The following is a 19,910-nucleotide window of genomic DNA, read 5'->3' as shown; positions in this document are numbered from 1 at the left end:
GCGGCCCGCGGTTCGCGATACGGGCCCGCGCTGCACACCACACGGCCCACGGCCCGCGCTACGGGGCCCGCGCCACACGCCACGCGGCTCTCGGGCCGCGGCTCGCGGGTCACGGTTCACCGTCCGGCAACGTGGCCGCCCCCGGCTCCGCCTCCGTCCCTGCCCCCGCCCGCAACGCAGGCGTCGTCGCCCCCACTCCCGCCACCGCCAGCACGCACAACAGCCCCCTGTGAACAGTGCCGTCGCGCCGGAGGTCCAGCCCGCGAGCAAGCCGCCGCGGAGGTTGCCGAGGTTGGGGCCCGCCTGGCCGACGATCTGTTCGTCGGCGGCGGAGACGCGGCCCAGGAGGGCACCCGGGGTGTGGCGTTACGCCGATTCGTTGAGCAGCCGCGCCAGGTGATCGTGACCGGCCGCGAGCAGTTCCGGCAGCGGCGCGGCCCCCTCGTACCACCGCTTCTCGTACTCCCAGCACAGCCAGCCGTCCCATTCGTGCCGGGACAGCACCTCCACGCACTCGCCGAGCGGGAGGACGCCGGCCCCCAGCGGCAGCGGAGTGGTGTCGTCGGCCGAGGCGATGTCCTTGACCTGGACGTATCCGAGATACGGCCCGAGCGCGGCGTACGTCTCCGACGGCTGCTCGCCGCCCAGCCATGTGTGCATGACGTCCCACAGCGCACCGACCTGCCGATGCCCGACCGGCCCGAGCACCCGCAGCGCGTCCGCACCGGTCCGGTGCGAGTCATGGGTCTCCAGCAGCACCCGTACGCCGAGATCGGCACCCCACTCCGCGGCGGTACCGAGCCGCCGCGCGGCCGTGGCGTCGGCCTCCTCGGGTGGCTGTTCACTGCCGCCACCGGGGAAGACGCGGATGAAGGGCGCGCCCAAGTCCCGTGCCAGCTCCAGCAGTTCACGGATCTCCGCGAGTACGACATCGTCGTCGCCCGGCGCCGCCACCCGTGCATACCCGGCGAGGCCCAGGACTTCGACCCCGGCCGCCTTGAACTCGGCGACCACGTCGGCCCGTTGGCCGGCGTCGATACCGGGGTGCACGGGTTCCTCAGGGTGCGCGCGCAACTCGACGCCGTGGTAGCCGTGCGTGACGGCGAGGTGCAGTACGTCGGCCACGGGGAGCCCGGGGACACCGAGGGTGGAGAAGGCGAGCTTCATACTCGCGACCCTACTCGTCACTCACCGGTCCCGTGCAGGTCGAGCCGCCAGTCCTGGCCGACGAGATCCTGGCCGAAGGAGCGGTGCGGTTTCTCGGCGACGAGGACGAACCCGTGCCGTTGGTAGATGCGGCGGGCGGCGCCGAGAATGTCGTTCGTCCACAGGACGAGGTCGCGATAACCGACCCCGCGCGTGAACTCGACGACCGCCGAGACGAGTTGGTCGCCGATCCGCAGCCCGCGGGCGTCGGGTTCGACGAGCAGCAGCCGCAGCCGGGCGGTACCCGGGGCGTCGTCCCGCACGCACATCACGCACCCCACCGGCCGCCCGTCCAGCTCGGCGATCCACACCCGCTCCAGATGCGGATCGTGATCCTCCGCGAAATCGGCGACGATCCGCGCCACGAGTCCTTCGTAGTCGGCGTTGAAGTCGTACTCGGCGGCGTACAGCGCCGCGTTCCGCTGCACGATCCACCCGAGATCACCGGGCCCCGGCTCACGCAGCGCGACCTCCTCGGGCCGGGTGGGCGACGGTCCGTCCGACAGGATCGTCCGTACGGTGCGCAGGGCCTCGGAGAGCCGCGGCCGGTCGGCGTCCGGCACGGTCGCGAGCAGCGCCCCGACGGATTCGTCCGCCCGCTCGGCCAACAGGTCGGCGGTCTCCCGCCCGCGCACGGTCAGCGTGACCTGCCGCCGCCGCGGATCCCGCTGCGAGGGCGCCCGCTCGATCAGCCCGTCCTGCTCGAACCGGTTCAGGATCCGGCTCAAGTACCCGGCGTCCAGCGACAGTTCGGAACGGAGATCGGCGGCGTCCGTGCGCGGTGAGTGCGCGAGTTCGTACAGGACGCGGGACTCGGTGAGGGTGAAGGGGGCGTAGAGGTGGCGGCTGTAGTCGAGGGCGCCGATGACGTTCGTATAGAAGCGGTTGAAGGCGCGGATGTCCTGGACGGTCATGATCGATCCCCGGTGCTCGCTCAGGGTAGTTGACTCAGTCAGAGGTATTGCGGTTCCGACGGTAGTACCGGGGAGGGCCGCGCGTCCATGGTTTGGGGCTGCGCTAGGTTCCCCGCCATGACCGGACTCGGCCCCGTCGCCTGGCCTCCCGCCCCGATCAGGACCGAGCGGCTCGTCCTCCGCGAGTCCGAGGCCCGGGACCGTACGGCGTTCATCGAGTTGTTGGCGTCGTCGGAGGTGCATACGTACCTCGGTGGCCCGCGAGCGCGCGACGAGCTGGCACGCGCGTTGCCCGAGACGCCCGGGAGGCACCCCGGCCTCTTCGTCGTCGAACTCGACGGAGCGATGATCGGCAGCGTCGAGTTCAACCGGCGCGAGGACGAGGAGCGGAGTCAGGTCCGCCCGAACGCCGGGGAGGCAGGCCTCGGTTACCTGTTCCTGCCGGAGGCATGGGGGCGCGGTTTCGCCGCCGAGGCATGCGCGGCGGCGCTCACCTGGTTCGCTGCCACACTTCCCGGCGAACCGGTGGTGCTCTGCACCCAGACGGCCAACACCCGCTCGATGCGGCTCGCGGCGAAACTGGGGTTCACCGAGGTGGGGCGGTACGAGGCGTGGGGCGCCGAGCAGTGGATGGGGGAGTGGTCCTCGCCCCCTCCAGCCCCCTAGTCCCACCAGAACCGCCACTGGTGCCGCCCCACCAGCCCCTCCGCGTGCTCGGCATCGAGGGGCGGCCGGGCGACCGACACGGTCAGCGCACTCCCGAACCCCGACACGACCCGCGCCCCGAACCGCTCCTCCGGGCGCGGATGGCCTGCGTCCATGCCTCCGGCTCGGCACGCCATCCGTCCGCATCGCTCTCGACCCACACCAGAAACGTCACGGCATGGGTCAACCAGCCACCTCTGACAAGGAGCCGGCCGACACCAGCCGACCCCCTCCTCACGGCTGCTTCCGAGGCACCCCCGAAGACCCCCGAACCATCAACTCCCCCCGAACCGTGGCGATCCCACCCGGCGGCGGCTCCTCCCGCCCCATCGCGATCCGCCCCGCCCGAGCCCCCGCATCGGACAACGGCAACCGCACCGTCGTCAGCGAAGGCACCGCGTCCACACTGAACGGCAGATCGTCGAACCCGGCGACCGAGACGTCGTCCGGAATCCGCCGCCCCGACTCCCGCAGCGCGGCGCACGCCCCCACCGCGACGGAGTCGTTCGCCGCGACCACGGCCGTCAACGACGGGTCCCGGCGCAGGAGTTCGAGCGTGGCCTCGTAGCCCGACCGCCGGTCGTAGCGGCCGTGCACGGTCCAGCGAGGATCCTCGACGATGCCGTGCGCGGCCAGCGCCTCCCGGTGGCCCTCCAGCCGGTGCCGGGTCGTGGTCCGTTCCTCCGGGCCCGCGATGTAGCCCAGCCGTCGATGGCCGAGCCCGATCAGGTGCTCGGTCAGCTCCCGCCCGCCCCCGCGGTTGTCGAAGGTCAGCGCGAACGCCCCGGTGTCCGGCGCCGGCGGCCGCCCGCACAGCACCACCCGCGTCCCCGCCTCCCCCAGCTTCCGCAGCTTCGCCGCGACCGCCGCCGCGTGCGGCGCGTTCTCCATCGCGCCGCCGGTCAGCACCACGGCCGCCGCCCGCTGCCGCTGCAACAGCGTCAGGTACGTCAGCTCGCGCTCCGGGGAGCCCCCTGTGTTGCACACCACAGCCAGCCGCTCCCCGCCCGCGCGCCCGCCCGGCCCCCCGATCTCGGCCTGGATCGCGCTCGCCATGATCCCGAAAAAGGGGTCGGCGATGTCGTTGACCAGGATGCCGACCAGGTCGGAGGTGGCCGCCGCCAGCGCGCTCGCGGGACCGTTGAGCACGTAGTCGAGCTCGTCGACCGCCCGCAGCACCCGCTCCCGCGTGGTGGCCGCCACCGGGTAGTTGCCGTTCAGTACGCGCGACACCGTCGCGGGGGAGACCTGGGCGCGGGCCGCCACGTCCGCCAGGGTCACCGTCATGTTGTTCGTCCTCCGGTCGCGCATCTTGTCGTACGCCGTTGTACATAGGCTGCTCAAAGGAAGCCCCCGTCCGAGCAGACCATAAGGCCACCCACCCCGGTCGTTCGCCCCCTCGAACAACTCGACCCCATCACGGTCTTGTACAGACCAGTGGGCAAAGGCTAGCTTCTGCATATATAGAAAGCGCTTGCTGCGTCGTTGGGACGCATGCGGACGAAGGGAAACACGTGACACGCAAGACGGTGCGTATCGCCATGAACGGCGTGACCGGGCGCATGGGCTACCGCCAGCACCTCGTCCGCTCGATCCTCGCACTGCGCGAGCAGGGTGGTCTAGACCTCGGCGACGGAACCGTGCTGTGGCCGGAACCGATCCTCGTCGGCCGCCGCGAGCACGCGCTGAAGGCGCTTGCCGAGCAGCACGGACTGGACCCGGAGAACGTCTCCACGGACGTCGACGCGGTCCTCGCCGACCCGACCGTCGAGATCTACTTCGACGCCCAGGTGACCTCGGCCCGCGAGGAGGCGCTGAAGAAGGCGATCGCCGCGGGCAAGCACATCTACACCGAGAAGCCGACCGCGACCGGCCTCGACGGCGCCCTGGAACTGGCCCGCCTCGCCGACGCCGCCGGCATCAAACACGGCGTTGTCCAGGACAAGCTCTTCCTCCCCGGCCTGCTCAAGCTCAAGCGGCTCATCGACGGCGGCTTCTTCGGCCGGATCCTGTCCATCCGGGGCGAGTTCGGCTACTGGGTCTTCGAGGGCGACTGGCAGGCGGCCCAGCGCCCGTCGTGGAACTACCGCTCGGAGGACGGCGGCGGCATCGTCGTCGACATGTTCCCGCACTGGGAGTACGTCCTCCACGAGCTGTTCGGCCGCGTCAAGTCCGTCCAGGCCATCGCCACCACCCACATCCCGCAGCGCTGGGACGAGAACGGCAAGCCCTACGACGCCACCGCCGACGACGCCGCCTACGGCATCTTCGAGCTGGACAGCGGAGCCATCGCGCAGATCAACTCCTCCTGGGCCGTCCGCGTCAACCGCGACGAACTCGTCGAGTTCCAGGTGGACGGCACGGAGGGCTCGGCGGTCGCCGGGCTGCGTAACTGCCGTGCCCAGCACCGCAGTTCCACCCCCAAGCCGGTCTGGAACCCCGACATCCCCGCCACCGAGGTCTTCCGCGACCAGTGGCAGGAGGTCCCCGACAACGCCGACTTCGACAACGGTTTCAAGGCCCAGTGGGAGCTGTTCCTGCGGCACGTCTACGCCGACGCGCCCTACCACTGGGACCTGCTGGCCGGCGCCCGTGGCGTCCAGCTCGCCGAGCTGGGCCTGAAGTCGTCCGCCGAGGGCCGCCGTCTCGACGTCCCGGAGATCGCCCTGTGACCATCCAACTCCCGGACGCCTCAGGGGCCTTGACGGCCTACGAGCCCCGGTCCGAACCCCTCGCCGTCACCTCCGGCACCCCCTTCACCTCTCGTACGGTGTTCTCGGCGGCGCACGTCGTGGCCGACCCGTTCGCCGACTCGAGCCCCGACTCTCCCGCCGCCGTCGACTGGGACGCCACCCTCGCCTTCCGCCGCCACCTCTGGTCGCACGGGCTCGGGGTCGCCGAGGCGATGGACACCGCGCAGCGCGGCATGGGCCTGGACTGGGCGGGCGCGGCCGAGCTGATCCGCCGAAGTTCCGCCGAGGCCAAGGCAGTTGGCGGCCGTATCGCGTGCGGCGTCGGCACCGACCAGATCACCGGCGGCACCCTGGCCGACGTACAGGCCGCGTACGAGGAGCAGTTGGCCCTCGTCGAGGAGTCCGGCGCGCAGGCCATCCTGATGGCGTCCCGCGCGCTCGCGGCCGTCGCGAAGGGGCCCGAGGACTACCTGGAGGTCTACGGCCACCTGCTGCGCCAGGCCACCGAACCCGTCGTCCTGCACTGGCTGGGCCCGATGTTCGACCCGGCGCTGGAGGGCTACTGGGGCTCGTCCGACCTGGACACGGCCACCGACACGTTCCTCGAAGTCATCGCGGCCCACCCCGACAAGGTGGACGGCATCAAGGTGTCGCTCCTGGAGGCTCAGCGGGAGATCGACATCCGGCGCCGACTGCCGCAGGGCGTTCGCTGCTACACCGGCGACGACTTCAACTACCCCGAGCTGATCGCCGGTGACGACCAGGGCTTCAGCCACGCGCTGCTCGGCATCTTCGACCCGCTCGGCCCGCTGGCGGCGGAGGCGGTCCGCGTCCTGGACACCGGGAACACGGCCGGCTTCCGTGAACTCCTCGACCCCACCGTCGAGTTGTCCCGCCACCTCTTCCAGACACCCACCCGCTTCTACAAGACGGGCGTGGTGTTCCTGGCCTGGCTCGCGGGCCACCAGGCGCACTTCACGATGGTCGGCGGCCTCCAATCGGCCCGCTCCCTCCCGCACTTCGCCCGCGCCTACCGACTCGCCGACGGCCTGGGCCTGTTCCCCGACCCGAAGCTCGCGGAGGAACGGATGAAGAACCTGCTCGCCCTGTACGGAGTGACCCAGTGAGCGATTCCGACCTGTCCCGCTTCTCCATCAACCAGATGACGGTGAAGCAGCTCGGCATGCCCGAACTGGTCGACGCCTGCCTGGAGTTGGGCGTCCCCGGCGTCGGCCTGTGGCGCGAGCCGGTCCAGTCGTACGGCCTGGAGGCCACCGCGAAACTGGTCCGCGACGCGGGCCTCGTGGTGACAACGTTGTGCAGGGGCGGCTTCTTCACGGCGCTCGACCCGGCCGAGCGCGTCCGCGCCCTGGACGACAACCGCCGGGCCGTCGACGAGGCGGCCACGCTCGGCACGGACACCCTGGTACTCGTGTCGGGCGGTCTGCCGGCCGGCTCGAAGGACCTGCACGGCGCACGGGAGCGGATCGCCGACGCGCTGGGCGAGTTGGGGCCCTACGCGGAGGAACGGGGCGTACGGCTGGCCATCGAGCCCTTGCACCCGATGTTCGCCTCCGACCGCTGCGTGGTCTCGACGCTCACCCAGGCCCTCGACCTCGCCGAGCGCTTCCCCGCCCGGCAGGTCGGCGTCACGGTCGACACGTACCACATCTGGTGGGACGACCAGGCCCCGGCGCAGATCGCCCGGGCGGGCGCGGGCGGCCGTATCCACACCTTCCAACTCGCCGACTGGACCACCCCGTTGCCCGAGGGCGTGCTCAACGGCCGCGGACAGATCGGGGACGGCGCGATCGACATGCGGGAGTGGCTCTCGTACGTCGAGGCCGCCGGATACACCGGTTCCGTCGAGGTCGAGCTGTTCAACGACGGGCTGTGGGCGCGGGACGGACGCGAGGTGCTGGCGGAGACGGCGGCGCGGTTCGTGGAGCATGTGATCCGATGAGTCCGTGAGTGACCCGCTCGTGTTCCGCCCCACTCCGCTCCGGCGGGGTGGGGCGGTTCCGTTCGCCGGAACAGGGCGCGACAGGCCACTCGCGGCAGGCGCACACTGCCCGCGGACGGTCCGACAACGCGGGGGCACGGGGCCGTCGCGGCCGTCCGACGGGGAGGCGAGATGGCCATTTCCAGTATCTGCAGACGCGCGGGGACGCTCCTGGCGCTCCTGGCAGCCGTGTCGGTCGTGGTGATCGGCGGCTCGGGTACCGCCGGAGCTCAACCGGCCGGCTCGGCCTTACCGGCACTGGCCGGTGCGTACTTCAAGGTGGTCAACCAGAACAGCGGCAAGTGCCTGGACGTCAGGCGAGAGGACCCCAAACCGTTCGCCGGTGTCCAGCAGTTCAGGTGCACCGGTACGGACAACCAGCTGTGGACCGCGGTGCCCACCGGTGACGGCTTCTACTTCCTGGTGAGCAAGGAAAGCGGCCTGTGCATGCAGCCCTTCCTGTTCACGGTCACCGTGGTGAACACCTGCAACGGCAATACCGGACAGCAGTGGAGTGCGGTACCCGCCGGGTTCGAGTGGAACGAGGTCCGGTCGCGGGGCCTCGACCAGTGCCTGTGGGTGGTGAGCGCCAGCACGGCCGATTCCGCGGGGACCAGACTGCGGGCCTGCGACGGCACAGCGGCCCAGCACTGGCAGTTCGTCACCGTCTGAATGTGAGAGTCACCTTCACACAGCTCGTTTTTATAAATGCAGATCAGGGTCCGTGCGGTGCGCGCAATTCCTGTGACCAGCCTGTCGATTTAGGTTTTTCGGAGCTTTCCGGAACCGTATCTCCCCAGGTCATGTCTGTAGGATCGTGCTCGCCGCGGGGCCGGGGGAAAGCCCGGAAGTGCGGTCTTCCGGGCTTTCTCTTGTATGAGAGAAGCCTGAGAGGTGCATAAGAGAAACAATTCGAGAAACAAAGCAAGGAGTTATCTGTGAACGTCCGTATCGCCGCTGTGTCCGTGGTCTCCGCCGCGCTCGTCGCCGCCGGTGCCACCGCCGCCGTCGCCGCGCCCGCCCCCGCGCCGAGCATCACCCTCAAGGCCAACCACACCTCCGTGAAGCTCGGCGACGTGGTCACCTTCACCGGCAAGACCGCCGGCCTGAAGGAGGGCGGCAAGGTGACGCTCCAGGTCAAGTCCGGCGCGACCTGGAAGTCCCTGCCGGTGACGGCCAAGGTCAACCACAGCGCCTACAAGCTGACCGACAAGTTCCAGAAGAAGGGCGTCCAGGTCCTGCGCGTCAAGGACGGCGCCACCGTGTCCAAGGGCGTCTCGGTCACCGTCCGCTGACGCCGGCCGCCCCGCGCTGACACACCCCTGAGCCCTGCCCCACCCCGTTCGATCCGGGGTGGGGCAGGAGGTCAGGAGTATGCCGTACCCACCCGCCCTACTTCTTCGCCACCCGCTTCGTGAGCACCGCGAGTACGGCCGGGGCCGGCATCTCGACGACCCGCGCCACGGCCGCCGGCGGCAGCCCCGTCGTCTTGGCCACCGCGTTCGCCACCGGCTTGGCCGCCTTGGCCCACTTATGCCCCGTTTCATTGGCACCTGGAGGCGGGGCGGAGACTGTTTTGAAAAATTCTCAAGACGGCGTACAACCCTCCCCGTAGTCCGTGGGTCCTACTTGGCATCGGGACTCTTGGAGGGGGATCTGGGGGGATCTTGAGGGGTCCTGATGTTGGAGGGGAATAGCCGAGGGGGCTTGGTCGACGGACCAGGCCCCCTCGAATGTGTCCGGTCCCGCGCCGGCCCGACGGGCGCTAGAAGAACACCCCGCACCGCAGCAGCACGTTCGCGTACGGCCGCGCCTCGCCCGTCCGGACGATCAGCCGCGCACCCGCCGACAGTTCCTTGAGCCGCTCGTGGGAGACGAGGTCCAGGTCGGGGAAGCGGGCGTCGAGCAGGGCGGTGGCGGCCCGGTTGGCGTCGCGTATCTCGCGTGCCGCCGTCGCGCCCTCCACCACCAGTTCGGCCAGCAGCCCGTCCAGCACCTCCGCGAACGACGGCACCCCGGCCCGGAACGCCAGGTCCACCACGCGGGGACCCTTCGGGATCGGCATCCCGGCGTCGCACACCAGCACCCCGTCCCCGTGCCCCAACTCGGCCAGCGCGCCGGAGAGATGACGGTTGAGAATCCCTGCCTTCTTCACAGTGCGGCGACCTCGTCCGCCGTGGGGAAGGAGTCCTGGGCGCCCTTCCTGGTGACGGCCGCCGCCCCGACCCGCGCCGCGTACGCCGCCGCGTCCGCCAGTGCCGCACCCGTACCCAGTTGCCAGGCCAGCGCCGCGGTGAAAGCGTCGCCCGCACCCGTCGTGTCCACGGCGTCCACCTTCACGGACGGCACCCGCGTGATCCCGTCCTTGGAGGCCACCAGCGCGCCCTCCGCGCCCAGCGTCACGACCACCGAACGCGGCCCCTTCGCCAGCAGGATCCGCGCCCAGTCCTCGGGCCGCTCGCTCACACACGCGTCCCCGAGGATCACCTTCGCCTCGTGCTCGTTGACGATCAACGGGTCGCAGGCCGCCAGGACTTGGGACGGGAGCGGCCGGGGCGGCGACGGGTTCAGCACGAAGCGACTGCCGTCCGCCAGATTCCGTACGACCTCCACGACCGTCTCCAGCGGGATCTCCAGTTGTACGGAGACCACCCGCGCGGCCTGGAAGAGACAGGCCGCGGCCTGGATGTCGACGGGGTACAGCTTCCCGTTGGCCCCCGGCGACACCACGATGCTGTTGTCGCCGGACGGGTCCACCGTGATCAGCGCGACCCCGGTCGGGGCGCCCCCGACCAGCACGCCGACCGTGTCGACCCCGGCGGCCCGCTGCGAGTCGAGCAGCAGCCTGCCGTACGCGTCGTCGCCGACCCGGGCCAGCAGGACCGTACGGGCTCCCAACCGGGCGGCGGCGACCGCCTGGTTGGCGCCCTTGCCGCCCGGGTGGACGGCCAGGTCGGAACCGAGGACCGTCTCGCCGGCGGCCGGCCGCCGCTCGACGTCGATCACGAGGTCGGCGTTGGCCGATCCGACGACCAGCAGGTCGTAGTCGTACATGAAGTGACTCCCCACAGTGGTGACTTGGCGTGGTGACCGGTCCGCTGTCAGCCGGTGAAACCGGCCACGTTCTCCTGGGTGACCACCTTCACGGGCACCTTCACCGTCGTCTCCACCTTCTTGCCCTGAGCCGCGCGCAGCGCGTTGTCCACGGCGATTCTGCCCAACTGGCTCGGCTGCTGTGCCACGGACGCGTACAGCGTGCCCTGCTTCACCGCCGTCAGCCCGTCGGGCGTGCCGTCGAAGCCTACGACCGAGACCGACTTGCCCGCCTTGGAACCGAGCGCCTTGATGGCGCCGAGGGCCATCTCGTCGTTGGCGGCGATGACGCCCTGGACGTCGGGGTGCGCCTGGAGCAGGTTCGACATCACGTCGAGGCCCTTGGTGCGGTCGAAGTCGGCGGGCTGCTGGGCGAGGACCTGGATGCCGGGGTAGGCCTTCAGTCCCTTGGCGAAGCCCTCGGCCCGCTCGCGCGCCGCCGAAGTGCCCGCCTGGCCCTGGAGGATGACGATCTTGCCGGTGCCGCCCAGCTTCTCGGCGACGGTCTTCGCGGCGAGTTCACCGCCCACGACGTTGTCGGAGGCGACCAGCGTGTCCACGGCCGCCTTGTTGACGCCGCGGTCGACCGCGATCACCGGGATCTTCGCCTTGTCGGCGGCCTTCACGGAGTTGCTCGCCGCGTCCGAGTCCACCGGGTTGACGATGATCGCGCCGTAGTTCGAACTGGTGAAGTTCTGGAGCTGGTTGGCCTGCTGCGAGGCGTCGTTCTGCGCGTCGGTGACCGTCAGGTCCAGGCCCAGCTTCTTGGCCTCGGCCTGCGCACCGGACCGGATCTGCACGAAGAACGGGTTGTTGAGCGTGGAGAGCGACAGACCGAGCTTGGGCTTCGACGTCGTGGAGGAGTCGTTGTGCAGGAAGGAGGTGGCGCCGACGATCGCGATGGTGACGACGGCCGCGAGCGCGTACGTGGTCGCCTGCTTGCCCTTGCCGCCACCGCCGACACCCGCACCGGTGACGGGAGTTGCGCCCGCCTTACGGCGCACGGTGTCGAGGAGGACGGCCAGGGCGATGACGACACCGATGACGACCTGCTGCCAAAAGGCCGACACGGAAAGGAGGTTGAGGCCGTTGCGCAGCACCGCGAGGATCAGCGCGCCGATCAGCGTGCCGGACGCCTTGCCGGTGCCGCCCGCGAGGGAGGCACCGCCGATGACGACCGCGGCGATCGCGTCCAGCTCGTAACCGTCGGCGGCCTGCGGCTGCGCGGAGGAGAGCCGGGAGGCGAGGACGATGCCCGCGGCGGCGGCGAACACGCCGGACAGGGCGTAGATCGCGAGCTTCTGCTTGGAGACGCGCAACCCCGAGAGCCGCGCGGCCTCTTCGTTGCCGCCGATCGCGTACATGGACCGCCCGATGTACGTCCGCCCCAGGATGAAGGCGGCGATCAGCCCCATCACGATCATCACCAGGACCGGCACCGGCAGCCAGCCGCCGAGGGTGTCACCGAGGTGCGAGACCGAGTCGGGGAAGGCGATCGGGGAGCCCTGCGAGATCACCAGCGACAGCCCGCGCGCCACCGACAGCATCGCCAACGTCGCGATGAACGGCGGCAGTTTGCCGTAGGCGATGAGGAAGCCGTTGACGAGACCGGCCGCGATGCCCGTGGCGATCGCGAGGATCACGGCGAGGAAGACCGGGACGCCGTGCTGCGTGGCGCTCCAGGCCAGCACGGTGGCCGAGAGGGCCGCCACCGAACCGACCGACAGGTCGATGCCCGCCGAGACGATCACGAAGGTGACACCGAAGGCGAGGATGGCGGTGACGGCCGCCTGGACACCGACGTTGAGGAGGTTGTCGGTGGTGAGGAAGTCGCCGGAGAGCGCCGACATGGCGATGACGAGGACGATGAGCGCGGTCAACGCGCCGTTGTCCAGGAGCAGTCGGCGGATTCCCGAGGCGCCACTCGCGCCCGGTGTGCTCTTGAGCGTTTCAGTGGCCACGGTGGCCCTCCACGGCGGTAGGTGCTTCAGCGGTAGTCATTTGGGTCGGTGTGCTGACGGCGAGTGCCATCACGGAGTCCTGCGTGGCCTGTTCGACGGAGAGTTCGCCCGCGATGCGCCCCTGGGCCATGACCAGCACCCGGTCGCTCATGCCGAGGACTTCGGGCAGATCACTGGAGATCATGAGCACGGCGGCACCGGCGGCCGTGAGTTCGTTGACGAGCTGATAGATCTCGACCTTGGCGCCGACGTCGATCCCGCGCGTCGGCTCGTCGAGGATCAGCACCTTGGTGTCGGCGAGCAGCCACTTGCCGATGACGACCTTCTGCTGGTTGCCGCCGGACAACGTCCGTACCTGCTGGCCGAGTCCGGCCATCCGTACGCCCAACTGCTCGGCGATCCGCGCGGCCGCGACCCGCTGCCCCTTGAGGTCGACGAGTCCGCCGTGGGTGGCGGCCCGCATGGTGACGAGCCCGAGGTTCTCCTCCACGGACTGGTCGAGGACGAGCCCCTGCCCCTTGCGGTCCTCGGGCACGAGCCCGATCCCGGCGGTCATCGCCGCGTTGACGTCGTGCCCGCGCAACGCGGAGCCGCCGACCTTCACGGTCCCCCGGTCGTACGGGTCGGCCCCGAAGACGGCCCGTACGACTTCCGTACGACCCGCCCCGACGAGCCCGGCGATCCCGACGACCTCGCCGGCCCGCACCTCGAAGCTGATGTCGTGGAAGACACCGTCCCGGGTGAGCCCCTCGACGGAGAGCAACGCGGCGCCGGTGTCGGCCCGTTGACGCGGATACTGCTGCTCGATGGACCGCCCGACCATGAGCCGTACGAGCTCGTCCTCGGGGGTCGAGGCAGGCACCTGCCCGACGGACTTCCCGTCCCGGATGACGGTGACGCGGTCACCGAGGGCGGCGATCTCCTCCAGGTGATGGGTGATGAAGACGATCCCGACGCCGTCGGCACGCAGTTGGCGCACGATGGAGAACAGCTTCTCGACCTCCTCGGAGGTGAGGACGGCGGTCGGTTCGTCCATGATCAGCACACGCGCGTCGAGACTCAGCGCCTTGGCGATCTCGACCATCTGGAGCCGCGCGATACCGAGTTCACGCACACGCGCGCGTGGCGACACGTTCACACCCACGCGCTCCAGCAGAACGGCGGCGTCGGCCTCCATCCGCTTCCGGTCGATCATCCCCAGCCGGCGCGGCTGCCGCCCCAGGAAAATGTTCTCGGCGACGGTCAGATCGGGAACGAGGTTGAACTCCTGGTAGATGGTGGCGATCCCGAGCCGCGCGGAGTCCTGCGCACTGTGGATGCGCACCTCCTCGCCCCCGGCCAGGATGCGACCGCCGTCGGGGCGGTAGGCACCGGAGAGCATCTTGATGAGGGTGCTCTTGCCGGCGCCGTTCTCACCGAGCAGCACATGGACCTCGCCCCGGCGCAGATCGAAGTCGACGCCGTCCAGCGCGACGACACCGGGGAAGGTCTTGCGGATGCCCTCGATGCGCAGCAACTCGTCGTCGTTGCTCACGACTTGCTCCTTCGAACAGTTTCAACAGTTCCGACAGGGGGTTGCGCGGGTCCCGGCTCACCGCACGAGCGGCGCACGACCAGGCGGGCGGGAAGGGTGACGGACTCCGGCACCCGCCCCTCGATCCGGTCGACGAGGGCCCGCACGGCGGCCCGCCCCAGGTCACCGGTCGGCTGGGCGATCGCGGTGATCGGCGGATCGGTGTGCACGAACCACCGGATGTCGTCGAACGCGGCCAGCGCGAGGTCCTCGGGAACCCGAAGCCCACGCGCGCGTACGGCGTCCAGGGCCCCGAGCGCCATCAGGTTGTCGGTGGCGAAGACGACCTCGGGCGGCTCGGGCAGATCGAGGAAGCCCTCGGTGACCTGTCGCCCGCTCTCGGCCTGGAAGTCGCCCTGCCCGATGTAGACGTCGGGGAGGGGAATCCCGTACTCGGCGAGCGCGTCCCGGAAGGCGGCGACGCGCTCACTGCCGGTGGTCGTGGCGGCGGGGCCAGCGATGATGGCGAGCCTGCGATGCCCGAGACCGTGCAGATGCGCGACGAGATCCCGGATGGCGGCCCGCCCGTCGGCCCGCACGACGGGCACGTCCAGGCCCGGGATCCACCGGTCCACGAACACCATGGGGGTCCCGGCGCGGGCGGCGTCCAGCATGCCGGGGGAGCCGCCGTCGGTGGGGGAGACGAGCAGTCCGTCGATACGACGGTCCAGCAGCGTCCGCACGTGGTGGTCCTGCAGCTCCGGCCGCTCGTCGGCGTTCCCGATGATCACGCTGTACCCCAGCGCGCGGGCCTCTTCCTCGACGGAGCGGGCGAGCTCGGTGAAGTACGGATTGAGCACGTCGCTGATGACCAGGCCGAGGGTGCGGGTCTGATCGGTGCGCAGCGAACGGGCGACGGCGTTCGGGCGGTAGCCCAGCACCGCTACGGCGGCCAGCACGCGCGTGCGTGCGTCGTCACTGACCGACGGATGATCATTCAGCACCCGCGACACCGTGGCCACGGAGACCCCGGCCTCGGCGGCGACGTCCTTGATGCTCGCCATCGCCGTTCCACCTCCTTGTGGAATCGATTACATGAAGGATTGGAATCGATTACATGCGAGTAAACAAGGGGGTGTGACCGGATTGTGATGAACGGTGTCGGACCGGCTCGTGGGGCGGGTGATCTGGGCGGTGGCGCGCGAGGATGCTCGGCGCAAGGAGGGGGTGGGCCCGGGAAAGTGTGACACTCCGCGCTGAAGTGTCACGCTTTTGTGGGAGGCCCCCGCTGGCCCGGGCGGGCTGCACTGCCCAAGCCCGAAGACCCCGGCGGTCACTTCAAGCGGCGGCAAGCTCGCACCACACGAGCTTCCCCCGCCTGCCGTTCCGCGACAACGGCTGCCACCCCCACTGGTCGGCGCAGGCCCGCACGAGTGCGAGACCGCGCCCGTCCTCCGAGTCGCCGAGTTCCTCCAACGGCCGTGGCGGCTCCGGCGGTTCGGGGTCGGCGTCCCAGGCCCCGAGCCGCAACACTCCCGCCGTCCAGCCCACGCGCAGTGCAGCGGGCCCCTTCGTGTGCCGTACGGCGTTGGCGACCAGCTCCGTCGCGAGCAGCTCCGCGGTGTCGGCCAGGCGGATCAGGCCGTGCACCGTGAGGATCAGGCGGAGGGTACGGCGGCTGACGGTGACGGCGCGCAGGTCGTTCGGGACGTAGAGGCAGTACTCCCAGGGGACGGGTGGGGTCGGGATTTCGGGCATGCGGCAACTCCGGTTCGATGGTGGGGATTTCGGAGGGCTGCGGGTGTCGTGGGCGGTGGCAGTGCCACAGCCGTCGTGGCAGGACGGAGTGGTGCGCTTCAGGTGTCCCGGGGTTTCCGCAGTGTGTGCGTCGCGTCACTAACGGTAGGGTTAATCATTAAGACTTCGCAAGGTGATCGCGTAACCTGACCCTCGAACGAGTCGCGCTTCCAAGCGCGTTGAGGGGAGTGGTCCATGGCGCTGCGGAGTGAGCCGACGGCACGTCAGATGCGGCTGGCGGTCGAGTTGCGCAGACTCCGCGACTCGGCGGGCCTCTCGGCCCGTGAGGCCGCGACACTGCTCGGCGTGAGCCCACCGCAGATCAGTCAGATCGAGGCGGGCTTCGCGGGCGTGAGTGAAAAGCGGCTGCGTCGCCTCGCTGTCCACTACGCGTGCACCGACGACGAGTTGATCTCGGCGCTGGTGGCCATGGCGACGGACCGGACCCGTGGCTGGTGGGAGGAGTACCGAGGACTGCTCCCCACGCCGTTCCGCGACCTGGCCGAACTGGAACAGCACGCGGCGTCCCTGCGGGAGATCCAGTTCCTCTACATCCCGGGTCTGCTCCAGACGGAGGCCTACACTCGCGCCCTCTACGCCTACAGGGTCCCTGAACTCCCCGACGAGGAGCTGGAGTTGCGGGTCAGGCATCGAATGCAACGCAAGGTGATCATCGAAGGGCCGGATCCCGCTCCGTATGAGGCTGTGATCCACGAGGCCGCGCTGCGCATCCGGGTCGGCGACCGGCCTGCCTCACGGGCCCAGCTTGCCCACCTTGTTGAATCTTCCGAAGCGAACCACATCGCCGTACGCGTGATCCCCTTCGATCTGGACGGCTTCGGTGGATCCTGGACGGCCATGATGCTGGCGGGCGGAGCTGTACCCAGGCTGGACACTGTGGTGCGCGACGGGCCTCACGGTGCGGCTTTCATCGATTCCGAGGCCCAACTCGGCGTCTTCCGAACCCTCTTTCGTAAAGTGGAAACTGTGTCACTTGATCCCGATCGGTCACGTGACTTCATCCACAGGCTGGCCAAAGAGCTGTGAGGAACCCCATGGACACCCTCGACAACTGGCGCAAGTCGTCCTACTCCGGCGCTGGCGACGGCGACTCCTGCCTGGAGATCGCCAACCGCCTCACCCGCATAGCGATACGCGACTCAAAGGCCCCGGACCGGGCCACCCTCACCTTTCGTGCCGAGGCATTCACCGCCTTCATCCACAGGCTGGCGAAGGAGCTGTGACCGCATGATCACCCCTGACAATTGGCAGAAGTCGTTGTACTCCGGGGGCGGCCAGGGTGATGCCTGCGTGGAGGTTGCCCGTCGCCACCTGCACATAGCCGTCAGGGACTCCAAGGTCCCGACCCGCGCCACCCTCGCCTTCCCCGCCGAGGCCTTTACCGCTTTCATCGACGGGCTCGTCAAAGACCTGTGAGGCACCCCATGGGCACCCCGACCACTGGCTGAAGTCGTCCTACTCCGGCGAGGGCGACGGCAACAGTTGCGTGGAGATCGCGAACACTCCGACCCACGTAGCGGTCCGCGACACGAAAACCCCCTCCAGGGCCACCCTCACCTTCCCGGTCCCCGCCTTCGCCACCTTTCTTGAAGCCCTCAAACAGCACCCCCTCCGCCGACTCCCCTGAGCGCTGTCACACCCGCCCGGTACCGTCGACCCATGTCCACCCAGGCGACAAATCGAGGCAACCCCACAGGCGAGCGCCACCTCGCCGTCCTCGAAGGCGTCCTGGAACGCATCACCTACGCCAACGAGGAGAACGGCTACACGGTCGCCCGCGTAGACACCGGCCGAGGCGGCGGCGATCTCCTCACCGTCGTAGGCGCGCTGCTCGGCGCCCAGGCCGGCGAATCCCTCCGCATGGAAGGCCGTTGGGGCTCCCACCCCCAGTACGGCAAGCAGTTCACCGTCGAGAACTACACGACCCTCCTCCCTGCCACCATCCAGGGCATCCGCCGCTACCTCGGCTCGGGTCTCGTCAAGGGCATCGGCCCCGTCTTCGCCGACCGCATCACCCAGCACTTCGGCCTGGACACCCTGCAGATCATCGAGGAGGAGCCCAAGCGCCTCATCGAGGTGCCGGGGCTCGGGCCCAAGCGGACCAAGAAGATCGCCGAGGCCTGGGAGGAGCAGAAGGCGATCAAGGAGGTCATGCTCTTCCTCCAGACCGTCGAGGTGTCCACGTCGATCGCGGTGCGCATCTACAAGAAGTACGGCGACGCGTCGATCTCCGTCGTCAAGAACCAGCCTTACCGTCTCGCCTCCGACGTCTGGGGCATCGGCTTCCTCACCGCCGACAAGATCGCCCAGTCCGTCGGGATTCCCCATGACAGTCCGGAGCGCGTCAAGGCGGGGTTGCAGTACGCCCTTTCGCAGGCCACCGACCAGGGCAACTGCTATCTCCCCGAGGAGCGGCTGATCGCCGACGCGGTGAAGCTGTTGCAGGTCGACACCGGTCTCGTCATCGAGTGCCTCGCCGAACTCGCCCTGCCGGACGAGGAGTCGGGCGACCCCGGTGTCGTACGGGAGAAGGTCCCCGGGCCCGACGGCGACTCGGAACCCGTCACCGCCGTCTACCTCGTCCCCTTCCACCGCGCCGAACTCTCCCTCGCCGCCCAGCTCCGCCGCCTGCTGCACACGACCGCGGACCGCATGCCCGGCTTCCACGACGTGGCCTGGGACAAGGCGCTGGGCTGGCTGAAGGGGAAGACGGGCGTGGAGCTCGCACCCGAGCAAGAAGCCGCCGTCCGGCTCGCGTTGACCAAGAAGGTCGCCGTTCTCACCGGTGGGCCCGGCTGCGGCAAGTCGTTCACCGTGCGCTCGATCGTCGAACTCGCCCGCGCCAAGAAGGCCAAGGTCGTCCTCGCCGCCCCAACCGGCCGTGCCGCCAAGCGACTTGCCGAACTCACCGGCGCCGACGCCTCAACCGTCCACCGGCTGCTGGAGCTGAAGCCCGGGGGCGATGCCGCCTACGACAAGGACCGGCCCCTGGACGCCGATCTGGTCGTGGTCGACGAGGCCTCCATGCTCGACCTCCTCCTCGCCAACAAGCTCGTCAAGGCCGTGCCCCCGGGGGCGCATCTCCTCTTCGTCGGCGACGTGGACCAGCTCCCCAGCGTCGGCGCCGGCGAGGTGCTGCGCGACATGCTGGCCGAGGGCGGTCCGATCCCCGCCGTACGCCTCACGCGCGTGTTCCGCCAGGCCCAGCAGTCGGGCGTGATCACCAACGCGCACCGGATCAACTCCGGGCAGCAGCCGGTCACCGACGGCATGAAGGACTTCTTCCTCTTCGTCGAGGACGACACGGAGGAGGTCGGCCGGCTCACCGTGGACGTGGTGGCGCGCCGGATTCCGGCCAAGTTCGGGCTCGACCCGCGCCGGGACGTGCAGGTGCTCGCGCCCATGCACCGGGGACCGGCGGGCGCGGGCAACCTCAACGGGCTGTTGCAGCAGGCGATCACGCCCGGTCGGCCCGATGTCCCCGAGAAGCGGTTCGGCGGGCGGGTCTTCCGGGTCGGCGACAAGGTCACCCAGATCCGCAACAACTACGAGAAGGGCGAGAACGGCGTCTTCAACGGCACGGTCGGCGTCGTCACCTCACTCGACCCGGTGGACCAGCGCCTCACGGTGCTGACGGACGAGGACGAGGAAGTGCCGTACGAATTCGATGAACTGGACGAGCTGGCCCACGCGTATGCGGTGACCATCCACCGCTCCCAGGGCAGTGAGTATCCGGCCGTCGTGATCCCGGTCACCACGAGCGCGTGGACGATGCTCCAGCGGAACCTGTTGTATACGGCGGTGACCCGGGCCAAACAACTGGTCGTGCTGGTCGGATCGCGCAAGGCGATCGGGCAGGCGGTGCGCACGGTGTCCGCGGGGCGGCGCTGCACGGCACTGGACTTCCGACTGACCGTAAAAAATGATCGATCAAATGAGTCGTGAAGGTCACACAGCACTTCCAGATGTCGGGGTCGAGGGGGCAGGATGAGCAGGTTGGCGGCA

General features: G+C 69.7%; 21 protein-coding genes and 1 pseudogene. 11 read left to right on the top strand and 11 right to left on the bottom strand.

Features of this window, described 5'->3' with window-relative positions:
- Positions 1 to 109: 109 nt before the first annotated feature.
- From OG223_RS19865 to OG223_RS19855, 3 genes and pseudogenes are all read right to left on the bottom strand, one after another.
- Positions 110 to 360: pseudogene (locus OG223_RS19865) on the bottom strand (MFS transporter); the annotation flags it as partial.
- A 6-nt stretch (positions 361 to 366) separates the two neighbouring features.
- Positions 367 to 1,167 (bottom strand): sugar phosphate isomerase/epimerase family protein, encoded by an 801-nt coding sequence (locus tag OG223_RS19860; RefSeq protein WP_329250200.1) that lies wholly within the window; start codon positions 1,165 to 1,167, stop codon positions 367 to 369.
- Positions 1,168 to 1,184: 17 nt separating this feature from the next.
- A complete protein-coding gene (locus tag OG223_RS19855; RefSeq protein WP_329250197.1) occupies positions 1,185 to 2,120 on the bottom strand; it encodes a bifunctional helix-turn-helix transcriptional regulator/GNAT family N-acetyltransferase in 936 nt (311 codons plus the stop codon).
- 117 nt (positions 2,121 to 2,237) lie between these two features.
- Here OG223_RS19855 and OG223_RS19850 point away from each other — a divergent pair, with 117 nt between their 5' ends.
- Positions 2,238 to 2,786 carry a GNAT family N-acetyltransferase gene (locus tag OG223_RS19850; protein WP_329250195.1) on the top strand — a complete coding sequence of 183 codons (549 nt, stop codon included), beginning with the start codon at positions 2,238 to 2,240 and terminating at the stop codon, positions 2,784 to 2,786.
- Here the strand turns inward: OG223_RS19850 and OG223_RS19845 are convergent.
- Together OG223_RS19845 and OG223_RS19840 are read right to left on the bottom strand one after the other, a co-directional pair.
- A complete protein-coding gene (locus tag OG223_RS19845) occupies positions 2,783 to 2,941 on the bottom strand; it encodes a hypothetical protein (RefSeq protein WP_329250192.1) in 159 nt (52 codons plus the stop codon). The genes OG223_RS19850 and OG223_RS19845 overlap by 4 nt on opposite strands.
- A gap of 118 nt (positions 2,942 to 3,059) precedes the next feature.
- Positions 3,060 to 4,112: a LacI family DNA-binding transcriptional regulator gene (locus OG223_RS19840; RefSeq protein WP_329250189.1), complete on the bottom strand. Its 1,053-nt coding sequence runs from the start codon at positions 4,110 to 4,112 to the stop codon at positions 3,060 to 3,062.
- Positions 4,113 to 4,339: 227 nt separating this feature from the next.
- Between OG223_RS19840 and OG223_RS19835 the strand changes: the two genes are divergently transcribed.
- From OG223_RS19835 to OG223_RS19815, 5 genes are all read left to right on the top strand, one after another.
- Entirely contained in the window at positions 4,340 to 5,497 is a 1,158-nt protein-coding gene (locus OG223_RS19835) for a Gfo/Idh/MocA family protein (protein ID WP_329250186.1), read from the top strand.
- Entirely contained in the window at positions 5,494 to 6,645 is a 1,152-nt protein-coding gene (locus tag OG223_RS19830) for a dihydrodipicolinate synthase family protein (protein ID WP_329250184.1), read from the top strand. Before OG223_RS19835 ends, OG223_RS19830 begins: the two co-directional genes overlap by 4 nt.
- Before the next feature lie 35 nt (positions 6,646 to 6,680).
- Positions 6,681 to 7,481 carry a sugar phosphate isomerase/epimerase family protein gene (locus tag OG223_RS19825; RefSeq protein ID WP_329265381.1) on the top strand — a complete coding sequence of 267 codons (801 nt, stop codon included), beginning with the start codon at positions 6,681 to 6,683 and terminating at the stop codon, positions 7,479 to 7,481.
- 171 nt (positions 7,482 to 7,652) lie between these two features.
- Positions 7,653 to 8,192, top strand: coding sequence for an RICIN domain-containing protein (locus tag OG223_RS19820; RefSeq protein ID WP_329250181.1), 540 nt, complete (start codon positions 7,653 to 7,655; stop codon positions 8,190 to 8,192).
- 266 nt (positions 8,193 to 8,458) lie between these two features.
- Positions 8,459 to 8,815, top strand: coding sequence for a hypothetical protein (locus OG223_RS19815; protein WP_329250178.1), 357 nt, complete (start codon positions 8,459 to 8,461; stop codon positions 8,813 to 8,815).
- Between the two features lie 470 nt (positions 8,816 to 9,285).
- Here the strand turns inward: OG223_RS19815 and rbsD are convergent, their stop codons facing one another.
- The 6 genes from rbsD to OG223_RS19785 all read right to left on the bottom strand — a co-directional run bounded on the left by rbsD (position 9,286) and on the right by OG223_RS19785 (position 15,845).
- Positions 9,286 to 9,675, bottom strand: coding sequence for a D-ribose pyranase (gene rbsD / locus OG223_RS19810; protein WP_329250175.1), 390 nt, complete (start codon positions 9,673 to 9,675; stop codon positions 9,286 to 9,288).
- Positions 9,672 to 10,574, bottom strand: coding sequence for a ribokinase (locus tag OG223_RS19805; protein WP_329250172.1), 903 nt, complete (start codon positions 10,572 to 10,574; stop codon positions 9,672 to 9,674). Before OG223_RS19805 ends, rbsD begins: the two co-directional genes overlap by 4 nt.
- A gap of 47 nt (positions 10,575 to 10,621) precedes the next feature.
- Complete coding sequence (locus OG223_RS19800) at positions 10,622 to 12,574, bottom strand: ABC transporter permease/substrate-binding protein (RefSeq protein WP_329250169.1); 1,953 nt, start codon at positions 12,572 to 12,574, stop codon at positions 10,622 to 10,624.
- Complete coding sequence (locus OG223_RS19795; RefSeq protein WP_329250166.1) at positions 12,564 to 14,108, bottom strand: sugar ABC transporter ATP-binding protein; 1,545 nt, start codon at positions 14,106 to 14,108, stop codon at positions 12,564 to 12,566. Before OG223_RS19795 ends, OG223_RS19800 begins: the two co-directional genes overlap by 11 nt.
- Positions 14,105 to 15,151, bottom strand: a complete 1,047-nt coding sequence (locus OG223_RS19790; protein ID WP_329250163.1) for a LacI family DNA-binding transcriptional regulator — start codon at positions 15,149 to 15,151, stop codon at positions 14,105 to 14,107. The genes OG223_RS19795 and OG223_RS19790 overlap by 4 nt, the downstream gene beginning before the upstream one ends.
- Positions 15,152 to 15,425: 274 nt before the next feature.
- Complete coding sequence (locus OG223_RS19785; protein WP_329250161.1) at positions 15,426 to 15,845, bottom strand: ATP-binding protein; 420 nt, start codon at positions 15,843 to 15,845, stop codon at positions 15,426 to 15,428.
- A gap of 234 nt (positions 15,846 to 16,079) precedes the next feature.
- Between OG223_RS19785 and OG223_RS19780 the strand changes: the two genes are divergently transcribed.
- The 5 genes from OG223_RS19780 to recD2 are packed head-to-tail and all read left to right on the top strand — an operon-like array spanning position 16,080 to position 19,850.
- Positions 16,080 to 16,931, top strand: coding sequence for a helix-turn-helix domain-containing protein (locus OG223_RS19780; RefSeq protein WP_329250158.1), 852 nt, complete (start codon positions 16,080 to 16,082; stop codon positions 16,929 to 16,931).
- Between the two features lie 8 nt (positions 16,932 to 16,939).
- On the top strand, positions 16,940 to 17,128 hold the full coding sequence (locus OG223_RS19775; protein WP_329250156.1) for a DUF397 domain-containing protein: 189 nt from the start codon (positions 16,940 to 16,942) through the stop codon (positions 17,126 to 17,128).
- Positions 17,129 to 17,132: 4 nt separating this feature from the next.
- Complete coding sequence (locus OG223_RS19770; RefSeq protein WP_329250153.1) at positions 17,133 to 17,321, top strand: DUF397 domain-containing protein; 189 nt, start codon at positions 17,133 to 17,135, stop codon at positions 17,319 to 17,321.
- Positions 17,322 to 17,349: 28 nt separating this feature from the next.
- Positions 17,350 to 17,532 (top strand): DUF397 domain-containing protein, encoded by a 183-nt coding sequence (locus OG223_RS19765; protein WP_329265379.1) that lies wholly within the window; start codon positions 17,350 to 17,352, stop codon positions 17,530 to 17,532.
- A gap of 32 nt (positions 17,533 to 17,564) precedes the next feature.
- Complete coding sequence (recD2, locus tag OG223_RS19760; protein ID WP_329250151.1) at positions 17,565 to 19,850, top strand: SF1B family DNA helicase RecD2; 2,286 nt, start codon at positions 17,565 to 17,567, stop codon at positions 19,848 to 19,850.
- The last annotated feature ends 60 nt before the right edge of the window (positions 19,851 to 19,910 follow it).

The sequence above is a fragment of the Streptomyces sp. NBC_01478 genome (assembly GCF_036227225.1).
Taxonomy (GTDB): domain Bacteria; phylum Actinomycetota; class Actinomycetes; order Streptomycetales; family Streptomycetaceae; genus Streptomyces.
The sequence above is the reverse complement of the archived record's forward strand: the minus strand, read 5'-3'. Positions and strand labels throughout refer to the sequence as shown.